Raw genomic sequence first — 17,670 nt, forward strand, 5'->3', positions numbered from 1 at the left:
TTTTTAGCATCTATAGCACAATAAATCGTGTGATGAGCAGAAGAGCGGGAGAATTAGCGTTACGAAGTGCGCAATGCCCCTTACGACAGGAGCATTGCGACACCCTTAAACTTTAGCGAACGGTGTAAAAAGCATCCGGCACGCTAGAACGAACACGGCTCAAATTGGCTTTAGCTTCGCTCTCGCTGCTGAAGGGGATGCGCACTTTGTAGTAGCCACCCACTTGATCAACCACCGCATTGAAACCGGCGGATTGCATTTGGCTACGCATCGCATCAGCGGTGCCTCGGTTCGGGCTGGCAACCACTTGCACCGCATAAGCACCACCGGCCGAATTGCTGTAGCCGCCACCAGAGGATGAACTGCCCGGTGCGGTGTAATCGTAATAACTGCCAGTGGAAGCCGTCGTGGTAGCGCCACCATAAGCAGCAGAACCCGTCGATGCTGTACCCGCACCGTAGTCGTAATAAGAGGCGTTAGAAGTCGTGCCAGTATTCGTAGCCGGTGCGGTGGTCGTGCCATAACCGTAATCCGTACCAGTTGTCGCGGTCGTGCCGTAACTGTTTGCGTAATCGCCACCCGTGGTTGCGCCTGCTTGCGTATTGGCTCCCGGTACAGGTGCACAGCCCGCCATCAAGGTTGCCAGAGTCAGCGCAATTGCGCTCAATTTCATTTGATTGTTCATACGTTTAAGCCCCAAGTGCTAAGTGATTGTTGTTTTGATAGACAATGTGATGTTTATGAAGGTTCCCAAACACACTGCCATTCTCAAGAAAAATGTTCATAACCTTGCCGTTTATCGGAAAAGGTATAATCCACGGACAAACCCGTTTGATTATCATCCACTTCTCCGATAACTGTAACCTGAATGTGATACTTATTAGCCACTTGCTGCACCTCATCCAAATGCTGCTTTGGCAAGGTAAACAATAATTCGTAATCATCGCCGCCCCTAAGAGCAAAATCCAGCCGCTGCGCTAACGCCAGTGGTTGCAATGCGGCTGAAACAGGAATCGCCGTGTGCTGCAAACGCGCCCCCACCCCCGAAGCTGTTAAGATATGCCCCAAATCTGCCAACAACCCGTCAGAAATATCCATACAAGCGCTCGCCAACCCACGCAAACACTGCCCCAACGCCACACGCGGGGTGGGATAATTCAAACGCTGCACGCAAAATGCCGCCGCCGCTGTTGGCAATACCAAGCGTTGCTGCACAATCGCCAAACCTGCTGCCGCATCACCTAAAGTACCGGAAACGCATACCCAATCACCGTGTCGCGCCCCACTCCGCAGTAACGCCCTACCCGGCGGAACCCACCCCATCACCTGAATCGTAATGCTCAATGCGCCGCGTGTGGTATCGCCCCCAATCAGGAAAATACCGTGCTGTTTCGCCAGCTCTCGCATTCCGCGCGTGAATTCCGCCACCCATTCTTGATCTACCGCTGGCAAGGAAAGCGCCAACGTAAACCATGCCGGTTCTGCCCCCATTGCCGCCAAATCACTCAAATTCACCGCCAACGCTTTATACCCAACCGCGTGTGGCGGCGTATTCAGCGGGAAATGCACCCCGGCATTAGAAGTATCCACCGACACCACCAATTCTTTATTTGCCGGTAATGTAAGCACCGCCGCGTCATCCCCGACACTGACACGCACACTATCCGGCTTAGGTTTCCAGAAAAAATATTCGCGGATTAGATTAAATTCCGACATACTACCGCCCGTTAATCGCTAAATAATAAACTCTGGCAGATTTCTACAACCCCAGCCAGATGTTTTATGCTAAATGCTTACGATGGAATAGCCTAGACGGGCTGTACGTTTTCTTGCTGGAGCATAAATGGACACAAGCTCAGACACAAAAATTGGGTGCTTACACGTCGTTGGCGTGATTTTATTAACAGTATTTATCTCTGTCAGCGTCACGCTGTGGGTTATTCAATACTTCTTATTTCCCAAGCCGTTTCAACCTGTCACCCTCGATGCGCGTGAAACCACCGTATTGGCGCAAAAGCTCCAACAAATCGGTTTACCCGCGCCTGTGGACGATCTCACCCCCGAACCGTATACCGAAGTCGGCGCAAGCCGTGAAATTTCCTTGTCAGAGAAAGAGCTGAACGCCTTGCTCGCCAAAAACACCGACATGGCAGAACAAGCGGTCATCGACCTTGCCGACAACCTTGCCAGTGCCAAAATCTTGCTGCCACTGGATCCCGAATTCCCGTTTATCGGCGGCAAAACGCTCAAAGTGAATGCGGGTATGGAACTGGCCTACGCCAACAACAACCCCATTATCAAACTCAAAGGCGTGAGCGTATGGGGTGTACCCGTGCCCAACGCATGGCTGGGCAACCTGAAAAACGTGGATTTGGTCAACGAATTCGGTGGCAATGCCGGTTTCTGGCAATCCTTCGCCGCCGGTGTCGAAGACATCCACGTGGAAGAAGGGCATTTGCTCATCAAGCTCAAGGAATAGCGCTTACAACACCGTACCGCCGCGTGTGGTCGGATCATACGCCAAGGTCATGCCGGATACGGTATCCGCCGCAAATTGTGCCCACACCGCCTCCGCTTCAGCCCAAGTCGGCTGTTGCTGGGCGTGGTGCAACGGCATGAAATGACGGCTGTATAAGCGTGCCAACCGCGCTTGTGCCGCTGTGTCGCGATAATCCGCCAATGCCTCCACCACCGACACGGCTGCCGCACGGTTATTGCACATCAACAACTGATCGCACCCCGCTGCCAACGCTGCTTTTGCCCGCCCGACAAAATCGCCTGCGGCTGCCGCTGCTGCCATATCCAAGGCATCGCTGAAGATTGCGCCCTGAAAACCCATTTGCCCGCGCAAAATCGCCTGCAACCAGCGCGGCGAAAACCCAGCGGGCGCATCATCCACGCACGGATACACCACGTGCGATGGCATCACCGCCTCCAGCCCTTGTGCAATCAAATGCCCAAAGGGTGCAATGTCTTCCGCCCACAAGGTTTCCCAAGCACGCTCGTCACACGGCAAGGCTTCGTGCGAATCCGCCGTCACGCCGCCATGACCGGGGAAATGTTTGCCGACCGACACCATGCCTGCCAAACGTGCTCCCTGCATCCACGCCCCCGTCAATGCCATCACCGTTGGCGTGTCTTGCCCGAAGGCACGATCCCCGATCACCCGATTCAGCCCACGATCAAGATCCAACACTGGCGCAAAGCTGAAATCCACCCCCACCGCTTGCAACTCAGATGCCATCAACCAGCCCATGCGTTGCGCCGCGTACTGCGCAGCCGCCGGTGACTGCTCGTACAACGCCGCGTAATACCCCGCTGGCGGCAAACGCTGAAAACCTTCGCGGAAACGTTGCACCCGTCCGCCTTCCTGATCCACCGCCACCAGTAAATGTGGTTCACGCACCGCCCGGATTGCTGCGGTCAACGCCGCCAATTGCGCCGGATTCTGGTAATTACGCGCAAACAAAATCACCCCACCGACGGCGGGATGTTTCAATAATTCGCGGTCTGCGGCACTCAATTCTGTACCGGCTACATCCAGCATGACTGGCCCCAATGACATTTACTTACTCCTTTTGCTCACACAGTTGTGATACGTTTACGCCATGATACAAACCTTACACCATAGTGATGATGAATTCGGCTCAATCACGGTACTCGATGATGGCGAATGCCGCATTCTAGCCTTTGCCCCCAATGATGAGCAAAGCCGCTGTTTAAAAGCCGCCCCGCACATCTTGCAATACGAATACACCCAAGCGATGTTGCTGGTCTTGCTGTTTTGCCAACCAAAACGGGTGCTGATTTTAGGCTTAGGCGGCGGCAGTTTAGTCACTGCTTTGCACCGCCACATCCCCGGCATTCACATTACTGCGGTAGAATTACGTGCCACCGTCATCGACGTTGCCCAACGTTTTTTCCAAATGCCACGCAGCAAACGCCTGCAAATCGTCCAACAAGATGCCGACGAGTTTCTGAATAACGCCGAATTGCGCAAAGTGGATGTGATATTCGCTGACCTCTACCACGGTGATGGCATAGACCATGTGCAATTGCGTGCCGATTTTGTCGCCCGTTGCGCCGCCAATCTCAAGGAAAACGGCTGGCTAGTGATGAATTGCTGGACAGAACAGCGCGAAGACCCATTGCTGCGCGATGCCTTACGCGCACACTTTACCGACATTCGCACCGTCCTGACCGCCAGTAGAAACTGGGTCATCATTGCAGGCAAAGCGTCTGATTTTCAAACAACACGCGCATTGAAAGACACCGCTGAACACCTGAGCGCCTCGCTGGGCTTCCCGTTGATACGCGCCCTCATGCGCTCGCGGGCATTAGGCGAATAGCCTGTGTTATCATGCTTCCCACCCACTTCATTGGAAAAAACCATGCGCAAACTGCCACGCTTGTTCCTCGCTCTCTGTTTAACCTATGCCCCGTTTGCCCTTGCCGAAACCGTGCTGAAACGCGGCAATGGCACTGAACCGGAAACGCTGGATATTCACCAATCCTCCGGCGTTTCTGAAGCGAATATTCAGCGTGATATGTTTGAAGGGCTGGTCACAGAAGATGCGGTTGGCAAGCTGCAACCCGGTGTAGCAGAAAAATGGGAAATCAGCGCCGACGGTAAGCGCTACACCTTCCACTTGCGCAAAGACAGCCAGTGGTCAGATGGCATCGCGTTGACGGCTGACGATTTCGTGTACGCCTACCAGCGGGCGCTTGCCCCGGAAACCGCGTCCGACTACGCCTTTATCCTCTGGCCGATTGCAGGCGCAGAAGCCTTCAACAAAGGCGAGCAAAAAGACCCTGACAGCATTGGCGTGAAAGCCGTCGACCCACAAACGTTGGAAATAACCCTCAAAGCCCCAACCTCCTATTTCCTCGGCATGTTAATGCACCCGATGGCGTTCCCCATTCCCAAACACGCCGTTGAAAAAGCGGGTAAGGATTGGATCAAACCCGAAAACATCCGCTGCAACGGTGCGTACTGCCTGAGCGAATGGACACCGCAAGCCCACGTCAAACTGCTGAAGAACCCGCATTACCGCCGCGCTGCCGAGGTAAAAATTGACAGCGTGTATTACATTCCTACCGAAGATCAGAACAGCGAACTCAAGCGTTACCGTGCCGGGGAAATCGACATTACCTACGATGTGCCATCCGATCAAATTAAAACCGTCGCGCAAGATTACGCCGCAGAATTCCATAGCACGCCGTACATTGGCACGTATTATTACGCTTTGAATCTGGAAAATCCGGCGTTCAAGGAAAATCCTAAGTTGCGTCGCGCCCTCTCGCTGGCGTTAGATCGCGACATTCTCACCGAAAAAATTACCCAAGCCGGTGAAATCCCCGCGTGGGGTTGGGTTCCACCCGTCGATAATTACACCCAGCAAAACATGGAAGAAAAATCGCTGGATAAAGCCGCTCGCACCAAACTTGCCCAAGAGCTGTATGCCGAAAGCGGCTATGGCGCTGACAAACCGCTGGGGCTGGAAATTCTCTACAACACCAGCGACAACAATAAGAAGCTCGCGATTGCTGTCGCAGCGATGTGGAAACAAACCTTAGGCGTGAAAACCAACCTGCGTAATGAGGAATGGAAAGTCTACCTCAGCTCACGTAAGCAAAAGCAGTTCCAAGTAGTACGCTCCAGTTGGATTGGCGACTACAACGACGCACACACCTTCCTCAGCCTGTTCAAGTCCGATGTGGGTGAAATGAACACCTCTGGCTACAAAAATCCCGAATTCGACCGTTTAATGGCAGAAGCCGAAACCCAAACCGACACCAAAAAGCGCCAAGAAGCCATGGAACAAGCTGAACGCATTCTATTGGCGGATACGCCGATCATCCCGATTTACTACAACACCACTCAACACTTGGTCAGCCCGAAAATCACCGGGTGGGAAAATAACGTGATGGATGTGCATCCAACCCAGTATCTGGGCTTAGTGCCATAAAGACATAACGACCAAAACCACGCCTCACCAAAGGAAATAACCATGTCAGACAACGCCCAAACGCCCGACCCACAAGCCGGAATCAATACCTTAGGGTTTGCCTCTGTTGCCAAAGAAATGCAGGAAAACTTCAAACAAGTTGAAGAAATCATGGCCAGTTTCAGCAAAGCGCATGAAGGGATGAAACTTGATCCATTCAATTTGAAACAGGCTTACAGCGATTGGATGGAAGCCGTTACCAAAAATCCCGAAAAGCTCATTGAAACCAATATGGCTTTCTGGCAAAAGTCGATGGAACTGAGCCAGCAAGCCATGCAAAGTTTCATGAGCGGGCAGCCTACGACTAAGGTATTTGAAACGCCAAAATCCGACCGCCGTTTCAGCCACGAAGACTGGGAAAACAAACCCGCGTTTGATGTGATCAAACAGACCTATCTAATGGTTTCTGACTGGACGCGCCAAATCGTCGCCTCCGCCGAAGGCTTGGATGACCACACCGCCGAGCGCGTCAAGTTTTTCACCGAACGCAGTCTCGATGCGATGTCGCCGACCAATTTCGCCCTGACCAATCCGGCAGTGTTGGAAAAAATCCGCAATACCAAAGGCGCGAATCTGGTACACGGCCTGAAAAACATGCTGGAAGATTTGGAAGCAGGTAACGGTCAATTGCGGATTCGTATGACCGACACCAAAGCCTTCAAGCTAGGTGAAAACGTCGCCGTCACCCCCGGCAAAGTCGTATTCCAGAATAAAATGTTTCAGTTGATTCAATACACGCCAAGCACGGAAACCGTTCTGAAGCGCCCGCTGTTGATCGTACCACCTTGGATCAACAAGTTTTACATTCTGGATTTGCAACCGAAAAACTCCATGCTCAAATGGCTGGTGGATCAAGGGCATACCGTCTACGTGATGTCGTGGGTCAACCCCGATGAAACCTATGTGGATACGGGTTTTGAAGACTACATTCACGCGGTTATCAACGCGATGGATGCGGTGCAATACGATAGCGGCGAGTCTGAGCTGAACATGATTGGCTACTGCATCGGCGGCACATTGCTATCATCCACTTTGGCTTACTTGAAAAGCAAAGGCGATACCCGCGTTAAAAGTGCTACATTCTTCACCACCATGTTGGATTTCTCAGAACCGGGTGAACTAGGCGTGTTTATTGACGAAGCTCAGATCAGTACACTCGAAGCACAAATGCAGGAACAGGGTTACATGGATGGCAGCACCATGTCAGGCGCGTTCAATCTGTTGCGGGCGAATGATTTGATTTGGTCGTTCTACGTCAATAACTACTTGTTGGGCAACGATCCGCGTCCGTTTGACTTGCTGTACTGGAATTCGGATTCAACCCGGATGCCGGTGAAAATGCACTCTTGGTATCTGCGTAACCTCTACAAAGACAACAAACTCTGCCAACCCAAAGCACTGAGTGTGGACGGTGTGGAATTGGATTTAGGCACGATTGATGTACCTGCGTGCTTCATTTCCACCATCGAAGACCACATTGCGCCTTGGAAATCTACCTATTCCGGTGCGCGGTTGTTTGGCGGCGATGTGCGCTTCATTTTGGGCGGTTCCGGGCATATTGCCGGTATCGTGAATCCACCTGCTGCCAATAAGTACAACTATCGCGTCAGCAACGAACTGCCGGAAAGTGCTGATACATGGTTAGCCAACACGCAAGTGAATGCAGGTTCTTGGTGGCCGGAATGGGATAGTTGGGTACGTGCACTAGCTAACAATGAACAGGTTGATGCACGCCAGCCGGGGGCTGGCAAACTTGCAGCGATTGAGAATGCGCCGGGTACTTACGTCAAATGCCGCTTGGGTGAACCGACACCGGTACTAGAACCAACGGTGCTACCGGATTCGGCTTCGCCGTCACCCGTCGCCCCCCAGCCCTCTCTCCCTAAAAAGGCGAAAGTAAGCAAGAAAAAATAAACTCTTAGCCCCTCTCTAGCTTACTCGCGGGTTTGGAACTTCCGACCCGCGAACGCCGCCAACATGCCCCGTAAGATATTCATCTCACTCACCGTCACCCCTGCCCGCCCAAACAGCCGCCGCAGCCGCCGCATCAGCAAACGCGGATTTTCAGGGTCAAGAAAGCGGGTAGCAATCATCGACTGTTCCAAATGCGTGTAAAAGCTTTCCATAGACTCGGCACTGGCTAAGGCATCATCCGGGTCAGGAGGCGTCGTTTCGCTAGGCGTTGCCAAGCGCACCGCCGTCGCACATTCGTAAGCCAATACCTGAATCGCCATCGCAATATTCAACGAAAAAAAGTCGAATGCCATGGGGATATGCACCAAGGTATTGCAGTGATCGAGTTCTTCATTGGTCAAACCGCTGCGCTCGCGCCCAAAGACCAGCGCAATTTTCTGCTGCGGCAAATGTTCGGCAACGAATACGCCGCATTCCCGTGAATCCATCTGCGGCCATTGCAAGGTACGTTCGGAACGCGCACTTGCGCCGATCACGATGTGGCAATCCGCCACCGCATCTTGCAAGGTCGGGACAATTTTTGCCTGTTCGATAATGTCATTCGCGCCGGATGCCAATGCCCAAGTGTCTTGCGAATACGGTTTGCGCGGGGCAACGAGGCGTAAGTCCTGAATCCCCATGACTTTCATGGCACGCGCTGCCGAGCCGATATTGCCGGGGTGCGAGGTTTCCACCATGACGATGCACAGGTGTTCTAACGCGGGTGTGTACATAGAATTGCTCCGCTCAATGCTTAGAGTTCGCCCAGATAAGCGGCTTGTACGGCAGGGTCATTTGCCAAGGTTTGCGCCGCACCACTCAAGGTAATATCGCCGTGTTCCATCACGTAACCGCGCTGGCTAATGCTTAAAGCGAGGCGCACGTTTTGTTCGATCAGCAAAATAGTGATGCCTTGTTGCGCAATGGTTTGAATAATGCGGTAAATGGTTTGCACCATAATCGGCGCAAGCCCCATGCTGGGTTCGTCGAGCATCAGCAGTTTCGGTTTGGACAGCATGGCGCGTGCCAGTGCCAACATTTGTTGTTCGCCGCCGGAAAGCAGCCCCGCCTGTTGTTGGCGACGTTCTGCCAAACGCGGTAACAAGGTGTAAATGTCGTCGATTTCACGCTGCACAGCGGCACGATCAGAACGGTTGTACGCGCCCATCATCAGGTTTTCCAACACGGACATGCGCGTAAAAATACCCCGACCTTCCGGCACTAAAGCCAGCTTCAGCGCAGCAATTTGGTAGGCGGGCATTCCATGGAGCTTGCGCCCGTCGAACACGATTTCGCCGGAAGTCGCGGGTAATAAACCGCTCAAGGTTTTCAGCGTGGTGGTTTTACCAGCACCGTTTGCGCCGATCAAACACACCGTTTCACCCGCTTCAACCTCAAAGCTAATGCCTTTTACCGCGCGGATGCTGTCGTAATTGACGCACAGATTTTGCACAGATAACAGACTCATGCCACGACCTCCCCACCCAAATAGGCCGCAATCACTTTGGGGTCATGACGTACTACCTCCGGTGTACCTTCGGCAATTTTTTCGCCGTAATCCAGTACCACCAAACGGTCACAAATCCCCATGACCAATTTCACGTCGTGTTCGATCAGCATCAGCGTCAAGCCTTCCTCGCGCAAGCTCACCATCAGGTCACGCAGGGCATTTTTCTCATTCGGGTTCATACCAGCAGCGGGTTCGTCAAGTGCGAGTAATTTCGGCTCACTTGCCAAAGCGCGGGCGATTTCCAAACGACGTTGGTCGCCATACGATAAGTTTTTTGCCAGCGTATGCGTGTGTTTGCCAATCCCGACGCGGGTCAGCAATTGCTGGGCAAATGCCATGCAATCGCGCTCTTCCTTGCGGTTATGGGCGGTGTGCAGCAATGCCGCCAATACACCCGACGTGGTGCGCGTATGCCGCCCCACCATCACGTTTTCCAGCGCGGTCATATTGTGGAATAGGCGGATATTTTGGAACGTCCGTGCAAAACCCGCTTTGAGGATTTCGTGCGGTTTACGCCGATACAGCGAGGTACCGAGCAAATCAATCGCACCGGTGTCCGGCTGATACAAGCCCGTCAAGGCATTAAACAGCGTGGTTTTGCCCGCACCATTCGGACCAATCACGCCAAAGATTTCGCCCGTGCGCACCGTAAAACTGACATCGGTAAGCGCCTTAATACCACCAAAATGCTTGGACACATTGGTAACGCGGAGCAAATCATGCGTCTCGCTCATCCCGCATCCTCCGCCAATTCTTGCCGCCGTTGTTTGGAAGGCAACAACCCCGCCGGACGCAATAACATCATCAATACCAGCGCAATCCCGAACAACAACATGCGCAAATCTGCGGGATCAATAAACACTTCGCCAAACAGCGCCCGCTGCAATTCGCCGGTATAGCGCAAGGCTTCGGGAATCACCGTTACCAGCAACGCGCCCAAAATCACGCCATAAATATTGCCCATTCCCCCCAGCACAATCATGCTCAGGATCATAATGGATTCCATCAAATTGAAACTTTCTGGGCTAACAAAACCTTGGAAACTCGCAAACAAGCCGCCGCTCAAACCGCCAAAGGTTGCACCCATGGCAAATGCCAACAGCTTGATGTTACGGGTATTAATACCCGCCGCTGCCGCCGCCATTTCATCTTCACGAATCGCCACCCATGCCCGCCCAATGCGCGAATTTTCCAAGCGCATACACACAAATACCACCAAGGCCACAAATACTAAAAACAGGTAGTAATACAAGTGGGGCGATGACAGGGTTAAACCCAATATTTCCTGCTTCTTGCCTAAGGAAAAACCAAACAGGTTCATTGGCTCAATCAGCGTAATCCCTTGCGGGCCATTGGTAATGTTCACGGGGGAATTCAGGTTATTGAGAAAAATACGGATAATTTCCCCAAACCCCAAGGTCACAATTGCCAAATAATCACCGCGTAAGCGCAAGGTTGGCGTGCCTAATAACACCCCAAACAAAGCAGCAATCGCCGCGCCTGCGGGTAAAATCACCCAAAACGGCAAATTCAAACCAAAATGCGGCGACGCCAATAATGCCCAGCAATACGCACCTACCGCGTAGAATGCCACGTATCCCAAGTCCAATAACCCGGCGTAACCCACCACGATATTCAGCCCCAGCGCCAACATAATGTACAGCAACGCAAAGTCGAGAATCCGCAACCACGATTTACCGAGGCTGGCTTCCACCACAAACGGCAACAAAATCAGCCCCAGCAACAACAACACCGCTGTTAGCCATGCTTTGCTTTTCAATAGGTTAAGCACGTTCAACGCTTTTACTCCCCAGCAACCCTGACGGTTTCAGCGTTAATACCAAGATCAACACCAGAAAAGCGAAAATATCCTGATAGTGACTTCCCAAGAAACCGCCGGTCAAATCGCCGATGTAACCCGCGCCCAAGGCTTCGAGTACCCCCAGCAACATGCCGCCGAGCATCGCACCGGTAAGATTGCCAATTCCCCCCAAGACTGCGGCGGAGAAGGCTTTCAAGCCCAATAAAAAGCCCATGTAATAATGGGCTTGTCCGTAATTTGCGCTTACCATGACACCTGCAATGGCAGCTAAACCCGCTCCAATCACGAACGTCGCCGAAATGACTCGATTGACATTCACGCCCATCAATTGCGCGACGGCGGGTGCTTGTGCTGTGGCCCGCATCGCTCGCCCCAAACGGGTACGATTCACCAACGTCACCAGCGCCACCATGATGGTCACGGTTAAAAATAAGATAGCAATTTGCACATCCGTAATGGATGCGCCCAAAATTTCATGCCGACCTTGCGGTAACAAAGTGGTGGGGAACGCAATGTATTGCTTCCCCCAAATCAGCATCGCCACGTTTTGCAACACAATGGAAATACCAATCGCCGTAATCAATGGCGCAAGGCGCGGGGCATGGCGCAGCGGGCGGTAAGCCACCCGCTCAATCGAATACCCCAGCAACATGCACGCCGGAATCGCCGCCAGCAGACCGGTGAACACAATCACAATGCCGGGCAAATCGGGTGCAACCCCAAACAATGCCCCGATCACCGTAATAGCGATCATCGACCCCATCATGGTGGTTTCCCCGTGGGCGAAGTTGATTAGCTCCAAGATGCCGTAAACCAGCGTGTAGCCCAGCGCAACCAAGGCGTACACACTCCCCAACACCAAACCATTCACCATCTGCTGTGCGAAAATATCCATTATGGCTGAACCGTTTCCAATGTTTCCCACTTACCGCCCTTCACGGTGTACAACGTGATTGGCCCTGACGTCAGGTCGCCCTTGGCATCGAAACCGATTTTGCCCGTAACCCCCTCAAAACTGGTTTTGCCCAATTCTGGCAGGTATTTTACCGGGTCAGTGGAATTGGCACGTTGCATCGCATCGACCATCACGTAAGCCGCGTCATACGCATACGGGGCATACAACTGGATTTGCCCGTACTTTTCTTCAAATTTCTTTTTGAAATCCGCCCCCTTAGGCATTTTTTCAATCGGCAAGCCGGGAATGGAGGCAATCGCGCCTTCGGCATCCGCACCCGCCAATTCAATGAATTTAGGGGTTTGCAAACCGTCACCGCCGAGGAACTGTGCTTTCATGCCCAATTGACGCATTTGTTTTGCCATCGGTGCGCCTTGCGGATCCATGCCACCGAAGAAAATAACATCCGGCGCTTTGCCTTTAATCGAGGTCAAAATCGCGCTGAAATCGGTCGCTTTGTCATTGGTATGTTCAACCGCTACCACTTCTGCACCAGCGGCTTTGGCGGCCTTTTCAACTTCAGCCGCTAAACCTTGCCCGTAAGCGGTTTGGTCATCGACGATGGCGACTTTCTTGCCCAGTTTTGCCGCATACGCGCCTAAGACTTTGCCTTGTTGTTCGTCGTTAGTCATGACGCGGAAAGCGGTTTTGAACCCTTGCGCGGTGTATTTAATCGCCGTGGCAGAAGGAGAAATTTGTGGGATGTCATTATCCGCGTAAACCTTGGAAGCGGGGATGGTTGCCCCCGAATTCAAATGCCCGACCACGCCAACAATGCCCTCGTCAATCATGCGCTGCGCCACGATGGTTGCCGTTTTCGGGTCGGCTTGGTCATCTTCACTCATCACCTCAAAGGTAACAGCTTTACCATCAATCACCGGCTTGGTGGCGTTGATTTCGTCAATTGCCAAACGCACGCCATTGTCATTGTCTTTACCGATATGGGCTTGTGGCCCGGTGAGTGGAGAAGATTGACCAATTTTAACCGTAACCGCTTCTTCAGCCTGGGCTGTCATGCTCAAGCCCAGCGCTACGGCAATACTCAATGCCAGCAATGTAGATTTCATTTCGATGTCTCCTTGATAGTTAAAGGTACGTTGGTTCTATTATAACGGCTCATCGCATTAATGCCGTTTCATAATGCGTTCTTTTTCACGGCTCCAATCGCGTTCTTTTTCAGTGTCGCGCTTGTCGTGTTGTTGTTTACCTTTTGCCAAACCGATTTCGACTTTGACACGGTTATTCTTCCAATACATTGCCAAGGGTACAACGGTGTAACCTTTGCGGTCGACTGCATTATTGAGCTTGATGATTTCGGTATCGTGCAACAACAGTTTACGGGTGCGCAATGAGTCGGGAATGATGTGGGTGGAGGCGGATAATAAGGCGCTAATGTGTGCGCCAAATAAAAACACTTCGCCTTTTTCGAGAATCACGTAACTTTCTTTAAGCTGGATACGCCCTGCCCGGAGGCTTTTCACTTCCCAGCCTTGCAGCACCAAACCCGCCTCGAAGGTTTGCTCGATGTAATAGTCGTGGCGTGCCTGCCTGTTCACGGCGATGCTTTTGCTGCCGGGGGCACTTTTCTTTTTGGTCGTCGCTTTTGCCATGAGGGTAATAATCGCCATGCAAGTTAAGGAAACATGAAATGATACGCGGGTTTGCCGTATCATCAAGCGCTTTGTGACAATACTACAGGATTCCCCATGCGCCCAGCTTCACTCAGTTCCATCCTCGACAAAGAGTTTCTCGGCACGTTAGAAGGTCATCATACCCCCGTAATGTTGTGGGGGCCGCCGGGTGTAGGCAAGTCGCAAATTGTGGCGCAAGTCGGGGTTCGCCACGGTGCGCCGGTGATTGACGTGCGCTTGTCGCAAATGGAACCCAGCGATTTACGCGGCATTCCTTTCCGTGACAAAGAGCTGGTGGAATGGGCGATTCCCTCCATGCTGCCGGATGAAGAGCGCCACGGAGCCGTGGGCATTTTGTTTTTGGATGAAATCACCTCCGCCGTGCCGAGCGTATCGGCTGCGGCGTATCAGTTGATTTTAGACCGACGCTTGGGCGATTACCGTGTACCGGATGGCTGGGCAATCTTTGCCGCTGGCAATCGCCAAGGCGACCGAGGCGTGACTTACACCATGCCCGCTCCCTTAGCCAACCGCTTTTCACACTTTGAAGTCGATTTGAATCTGGATGACTGGGTAGCTTGGGCGTACAAACACCACATCGACGAACGCATTATCGGCTTTTTGCGCTTCCGCCCCGAACAATTGTTTAACTTTGATCCGGCACACAATCCGGTTGCCTTCCCTACCCCGCGTTCGTGGGAATTTGCGCACCGCGCCTTGCAGAAATTTGGCAATTCCCCCAATTTATTGCTGGGAACCTTGCAAGCCTGTGTCGGGCCAGCGGCGGGGATTGAGCTGAAAGCGTTTGTGGATAGCCTTGATCAAATGCCGGACTTGGATGCGATTTTGCGTGGTGAAGATGTTAAAGCGCCCAAAGAAGTGGATTTGCAATACGCGGTGGCTTCATCGCTGGTGGGACGGGCGATTCGGGCGAAAGGCACGCCAGAAGCGGCGGAAACCTATGGGCATATTCTCAACTACGCCAAAGCGTTTCCGCTGAAGGAAATGGGCGTGATGTTGGTGTCGGATATGCTCCGCGCTGTCGGTGATGAAATTTTCGGGATTCCAGCGTTTGCGCAGTGGGCGCAGTCGATTGGCGATATTATGTTGTACGATTGAACCATACTGTATAAAAAAAGCCCCGACACTGCGGGGCTTTTTTACAGAGAGTGGGTGTTAACCCGCCACTACCGGAATCGGCACAACCTTCTGCGCCGCCTTCTGATAATGCTCCATCTTATCGAAGTTCAAATAACGGTAAATGTCACCCGCCATGCTATCAATCTTCTTCGCGTATTCCATGTACTCCGCAACCGTAGGCAATTTGCCCATGATCGCCGCCACAGAAGCCAGTTCCGCCGAAGCCAAGAACACATCCGCGCCAGTACCCAAACGGTTCGGGAAGTTACGCGTAGAAGTAGACACCGCCGTGGAGTTTTCAGCAATACGCGCCTGATTCCCCATGCACAATGAACAACCCGGCATTTCCATCCGCGCACCCGCACGACCGAAGATGTTGTAGTAACCTTCGTCACTCAACTGCGAAGCATCCATTTTCGTCGGTGGGGTAATCCACATACGTGTCGGGATTTGCGCAGTCGTCGCATCCAATAACTTACCCGCCGCACGGAAGTGACCGATATTGGTCATGCACGAACCGATGAACACTTCATCAATCTTGCGACCCGCCACTTCCGACAACAAACGTGCATCATCCGGGTCATTCGGCGCACACAGGATAGGCTCTTTGATCTCATCCATGTTGATTTCGATCACCGCCGAATATTCTGCGTCTTTGTCAGCACGCATCAGACTTGGGTTAGCCAACCATGCTTCCATGCCCTTAATACGACGTTCGATCGTGCGCGGATCGCCATAACCTTCCACCAACATCCACTTCAACATCACGATATTAGAACGCAGGTATTCCGCAACCGAGGCTTCCGACAACGCAACCGTACAGCCAGCCGCCGAACGTTCCGCAGAAGCATCCGACAGTTCAAATGCTTGTTCGACAGTCAGGTGATCCAGACCTTCGATTTCCAGCACTGTGCCGTTGAAAACGTTCTTCTTGCCTTTCTTTTCCACCGTCAGCAGACCCATCTGGATCGCTTTGTGTGGAATGGAATGCACGAGGTCACGCAGGGTGATACCCGGTTGCATTGTGCCGGTGAAACGTACCAGCACAGATTCCGGCATATCCAACGGCATAACGCCCGTCGCAGCCGCAAATGCCACCAGACCAGAACCGGCTGGGAAGGAAATACCAATCGGGAAACGGGTATGCGAGTCACCACCTGTACCCACGGTATCCGGCAACAACATGCGGTTCAACCACGAGTGGATAACACCATCACCGGGGCGCAACGAAACACCGCCACGGGTCATGATGAAATCTGGCAAGGTGTGGTGCGTTACCACGTCAACCGGCTTAGGATAAGCAGCCGTATGGCAGAAAGACTGCATCACCAAATCCGCCGAGAAGCCCAAACAAGCCAAATCTTTCAGCTCATCACGGGTCATCGGGCCAGTAGTGTCTTGTGAACCCACCGTAGTCATTTTCGGTTCGCAGTACATGCCGGGGCGTACACCCGTCATGCCGCAAGCCTTGCCGACCATTTTCTGTGCCAGTGTGAAACCTTTGCCCGTATCAGCAGGCTGCTCTGGAGTACGGAACAAATCAACCGGCGGCAGTCCCAGTGATTCACGCGCTTTGGCGGTCAAACCACGCCCGATGATCAGATTGATACGACCACCCGCACGCGCTTCGTCCAACAACACTTGAGTTTTCAGGCTGAAGGTGGAAATAACTTCATCCGTACCGTGACGCTTGGCAACGCCTTCATACGGGTAAACATCAACCACGTCGCCCATGTTCATTTGGGCAACATCCATTTCAATCGGCAGCGACCCAGAATCTTCCATTGTATTGAAGAAAATCGGCGCAATTTTGCTACCAAAGCAGTAGCCGCCCACACGCTTGTTCGGAATTCCCGGCATATCATCGCCGAAGAACCACAGCACGGAGTTGGTCGCAGACTTACGTGAAGAACCCGTACCAACAACGTCACCGACGTAAGCCACTGGGAAGCCTTTCGCTTTCACCGCTTCGATTTGCTTTAAAGGGCCGACGCTGCCTTGAACTTCCGGCTCGATACCGTCACGCGCCATTTTCAGCATCGCGTTAGCATGGAGTGGGATGTCAGGGCGTGACCAAGCATCCGGTGCAGGTGACAAATCGTCAGTATTGGTTTCGCCGGGAACTTTGAAAACGGTAACGGTGATTTTCTCAGCCACTTCAGGCTTGGAAGTGAACCATTCGCCCGCTGCCCAAGATTCCATGACTTTCTGTGCAGACGCATTACCCGCTTTCGCTTTGGCTTCCACGTCGTGGAACGCATCAAACATCAGCAGCGTGTGTGACAGAGCGGTAGCAGCAGCATCAGCCGTTGCAGGCACATCCAGCGCGGCAATCAACGGTTGTACATTGTAACCACCCAACATCATGCCGAGAACTTCGACCGCACGCACCGGGCTAATCAATGCACAAGCAGTTTCACCCGTGACGATGGCAGCAAGGAAAGCGGCTTTCACATAAGCGGCTTCGTCGACACCCGCCGGAACGCGGTTTTCCAGCAAATCAACCAGAAAGGCTTCTTCGCCTGCCGGAGGGTTTTTCAGCAATTCCACCAGTGCAGCGGTTTGTGCTGCATCCAATGGCTTAGGCGGGATGCCCTGAGCGGCGCGTTCGGCAACGTGTTGGCGATATTCTTGCAACATTTTCTATAGAC

The 17,670-nt window shown here is 52.8% G+C and carries 16 protein-coding genes; 5 read left to right on the plus strand and 11 right to left on the minus strand.

What is annotated here, in order from left to right:
• Nucleotides 1–112 precede the first annotated feature (112 nt).
• A complete protein-coding gene (locus tag HMY34_RS02240) occupies nucleotides 113–673 on the minus strand; it encodes an SPOR domain-containing protein (protein ID WP_202717696.1) in 561 nt (186 codons plus the stop codon).
• Between the two features lie 95 nt (nucleotides 674–768).
• Nucleotides 769–1,716 carry a thiamine-phosphate kinase gene (thiL, locus tag HMY34_RS02245; protein ID WP_202717697.1) on the minus strand — a complete coding sequence of 316 codons (948 nt, stop codon included), beginning with the start codon at nucleotides 1,714–1,716 and terminating at the stop codon, nucleotides 769–771.
• A 127-nt stretch (nucleotides 1,717–1,843) separates the two neighbouring features.
• On the opposite strand from thiL, the gene HMY34_RS02250 reads away from it, so the two are divergent.
• The gene (locus tag HMY34_RS02250) at nucleotides 1,844–2,479 is read left to right on the plus strand and encodes an arginine N-succinyltransferase (protein ID WP_202717698.1); all 636 of its coding nucleotides are present in this window, start codon (nucleotides 1,844–1,846) and stop codon (nucleotides 2,477–2,479) included.
• A 3-nt stretch (nucleotides 2,480–2,482) separates the two neighbouring features.
• Here the strand turns inward: HMY34_RS02250 and nagZ are convergent, their stop codons facing one another.
• A complete protein-coding gene (nagZ, locus tag HMY34_RS02255) occupies nucleotides 2,483–3,565 on the minus strand; it encodes a beta-N-acetylhexosaminidase (RefSeq protein ID WP_202717699.1) in 1,083 nt (360 codons plus the stop codon).
• Nucleotides 3,566–3,608: 43 nt separating this feature from the next.
• Here nagZ and HMY34_RS02260 point away from each other — a divergent pair, with 43 nt between their 5' ends.
• Genes HMY34_RS02260 through HMY34_RS02270 form a run of 3 tightly spaced genes read left to right on the plus strand, consistent with a single transcriptional unit; the run spans nucleotide 3,609 to nucleotide 7,922 of the window.
• On the plus strand, nucleotides 3,609–4,349 hold the full coding sequence (locus tag HMY34_RS02260; RefSeq protein ID WP_202717700.1) for a spermidine synthase: 741 nt from the start codon (nucleotides 3,609–3,611) through the stop codon (nucleotides 4,347–4,349).
• Nucleotides 4,350–4,391: 42 nt separating this feature from the next.
• Complete coding sequence (locus HMY34_RS02265; protein ID WP_202717701.1) at nucleotides 4,392–5,969, plus strand: peptide ABC transporter substrate-binding protein; 1,578 nt, start codon at nucleotides 4,392–4,394, stop codon at nucleotides 5,967–5,969.
• Between the two features lie 42 nt (nucleotides 5,970–6,011).
• On the plus strand, nucleotides 6,012–7,922 hold the full coding sequence (locus HMY34_RS02270) for a PHA/PHB synthase family protein (RefSeq protein WP_202717702.1): 1,911 nt from the start codon (nucleotides 6,012–6,014) through the stop codon (nucleotides 7,920–7,922).
• Nucleotides 7,923–7,942: 20 nt separating this feature from the next.
• Here HMY34_RS02270 and HMY34_RS02275 read toward each other — a convergent pair whose 3' ends face one another.
• The 7 genes from HMY34_RS02275 to smpB are packed head-to-tail and all read right to left on the minus strand — an operon-like array spanning nucleotide 7,943 to nucleotide 13,858.
• A complete protein-coding gene (locus tag HMY34_RS02275) occupies nucleotides 7,943–8,695 on the minus strand; it encodes an RNA methyltransferase (RefSeq protein WP_202717703.1) in 753 nt (250 codons plus the stop codon).
• A 20-nt stretch (nucleotides 8,696–8,715) separates the two neighbouring features.
• Complete coding sequence (locus HMY34_RS02280) at nucleotides 8,716–9,429, minus strand: ABC transporter ATP-binding protein (protein ID WP_202717704.1); 714 nt, start codon at nucleotides 9,427–9,429, stop codon at nucleotides 8,716–8,718.
• Nucleotides 9,426–10,205 (minus strand): ABC transporter ATP-binding protein, encoded by a 780-nt coding sequence (locus HMY34_RS02285; protein WP_202717705.1) that lies wholly within the window; start codon nucleotides 10,203–10,205, stop codon nucleotides 9,426–9,428. The genes HMY34_RS02280 and HMY34_RS02285 overlap by 4 nt, the downstream gene beginning before the upstream one ends.
• Nucleotides 10,202–11,263 carry an ABC transporter permease subunit gene (locus tag HMY34_RS02290; protein ID WP_228288037.1) on the minus strand — a complete coding sequence of 354 codons (1,062 nt, stop codon included), beginning with the start codon at nucleotides 11,261–11,263 and terminating at the stop codon, nucleotides 10,202–10,204. The genes HMY34_RS02285 and HMY34_RS02290 overlap by 4 nt, the downstream gene beginning before the upstream one ends.
• Entirely contained in the window at nucleotides 11,256–12,188 is a 933-nt protein-coding gene (locus tag HMY34_RS02295; protein ID WP_202717707.1) for a branched-chain amino acid ABC transporter permease, read from the minus strand. Before HMY34_RS02295 ends, HMY34_RS02290 begins: the two co-directional genes overlap by 8 nt.
• Nucleotides 12,188–13,315 carry a branched-chain amino acid ABC transporter substrate-binding protein gene (locus tag HMY34_RS02300; protein ID WP_202717708.1) on the minus strand — a complete coding sequence of 376 codons (1,128 nt, stop codon included), beginning with the start codon at nucleotides 13,313–13,315 and terminating at the stop codon, nucleotides 12,188–12,190. The genes HMY34_RS02295 and HMY34_RS02300 overlap by 1 nt, the downstream gene beginning before the upstream one ends.
• 57 nt (nucleotides 13,316–13,372) lie before the next feature.
• Entirely contained in the window at nucleotides 13,373–13,858 is a 486-nt protein-coding gene (gene smpB, locus HMY34_RS02305) for an SsrA-binding protein SmpB (RefSeq protein WP_202717709.1), read from the minus strand.
• Between the two features lie 96 nt (nucleotides 13,859–13,954).
• Between smpB and HMY34_RS02310 the strand changes: the two genes are divergently transcribed.
• Entirely contained in the window at nucleotides 13,955–14,998 is a 1,044-nt protein-coding gene (locus HMY34_RS02310; RefSeq protein ID WP_202717710.1) for an AAA family ATPase, read from the plus strand.
• 57 nt (nucleotides 14,999–15,055) lie between these two features.
• Here the strand turns inward: HMY34_RS02310 and acnB are convergent, their stop codons facing one another.
• A complete protein-coding gene (acnB, locus tag HMY34_RS02315; RefSeq protein WP_202717711.1) occupies nucleotides 15,056–17,659 on the minus strand; it encodes a bifunctional aconitate hydratase 2/2-methylisocitrate dehydratase in 2,604 nt (867 codons plus the stop codon).
• Nucleotides 17,660–17,670 lie beyond the last annotated feature (11 nt).

Source organism: Thiothrix subterranea (assembly GCF_016772315.1).
GTDB classification, from domain to species: domain Bacteria; phylum Pseudomonadota; class Gammaproteobacteria; order Thiotrichales; family Thiotrichaceae; genus Thiothrix; species Thiothrix subterranea.

Bases quoted from the DNA above. Each gene is read 5' to 3' on its own strand.
- HMY34_RS02240 (WP_202717696.1), bottom strand. From the start codon at position 673: ATGAAATTGAGCGCAATTGCGCTGACTCTGGCAACCTTGATGGCGGGC.
- thiL (WP_202717697.1), bottom strand. From the start codon at position 1,716: ATGTCGGAATTTAATCTAATCCGCGAATATTTTTTCTGGAAACCTAAG.
- HMY34_RS02250 (WP_202717698.1), top strand. From the start codon at position 1,844: ATGGACACAAGCTCAGACACAAAAATTGGGTGCTTACACGTCGTTGGC.
- nagZ (WP_202717699.1), bottom strand. From the start codon at position 3,565: ATGTCATTGGGGCCAGTCATGCTGGATGTAGCCGGTACAGAATTGAGT.
- HMY34_RS02260 (WP_202717700.1), top strand. From the start codon at position 3,609: ATGATACAAACCTTACACCATAGTGATGATGAATTCGGCTCAATCACG.
- HMY34_RS02265 (WP_202717701.1), top strand. From the start codon at position 4,392: ATGCGCAAACTGCCACGCTTGTTCCTCGCTCTCTGTTTAACCTATGCC.
- HMY34_RS02270 (WP_202717702.1), top strand. From the start codon at position 6,012: ATGTCAGACAACGCCCAAACGCCCGACCCACAAGCCGGAATCAATACC.
- HMY34_RS02275 (WP_202717703.1), bottom strand. From the start codon at position 8,695: ATGTACACACCCGCGTTAGAACACCTGTGCATCGTCATGGTGGAAACC.
- HMY34_RS02280 (WP_202717704.1), bottom strand. From the start codon at position 9,429: ATGAGTCTGTTATCTGTGCAAAATCTGTGCGTCAATTACGACAGCATC.
- HMY34_RS02285 (WP_202717705.1), bottom strand. From the start codon at position 10,205: ATGAGCGAGACGCATGATTTGCTCCGCGTTACCAATGTGTCCAAGCAT.
- HMY34_RS02295 (WP_202717707.1), bottom strand. From the start codon at position 12,188: ATGGATATTTTCGCACAGCAGATGGTGAATGGTTTGGTGTTGGGGAGT.
- HMY34_RS02300 (WP_202717708.1), bottom strand. From the start codon at position 13,315: ATGAAATCTACATTGCTGGCATTGAGTATTGCCGTAGCGCTGGGCTTG.
- smpB (WP_202717709.1), bottom strand. From the start codon at position 13,858: ATGGCAAAAGCGACGACCAAAAAGAAAAGTGCCCCCGGCAGCAAAAGC.
- HMY34_RS02310 (WP_202717710.1), top strand. From the start codon at position 13,955: ATGCGCCCAGCTTCACTCAGTTCCATCCTCGACAAAGAGTTTCTCGGC.
- acnB (WP_202717711.1), bottom strand. From the start codon at position 17,659: ATGTTGCAAGAATATCGCCAACACGTTGCCGAACGCGCCGCTCAGGGC.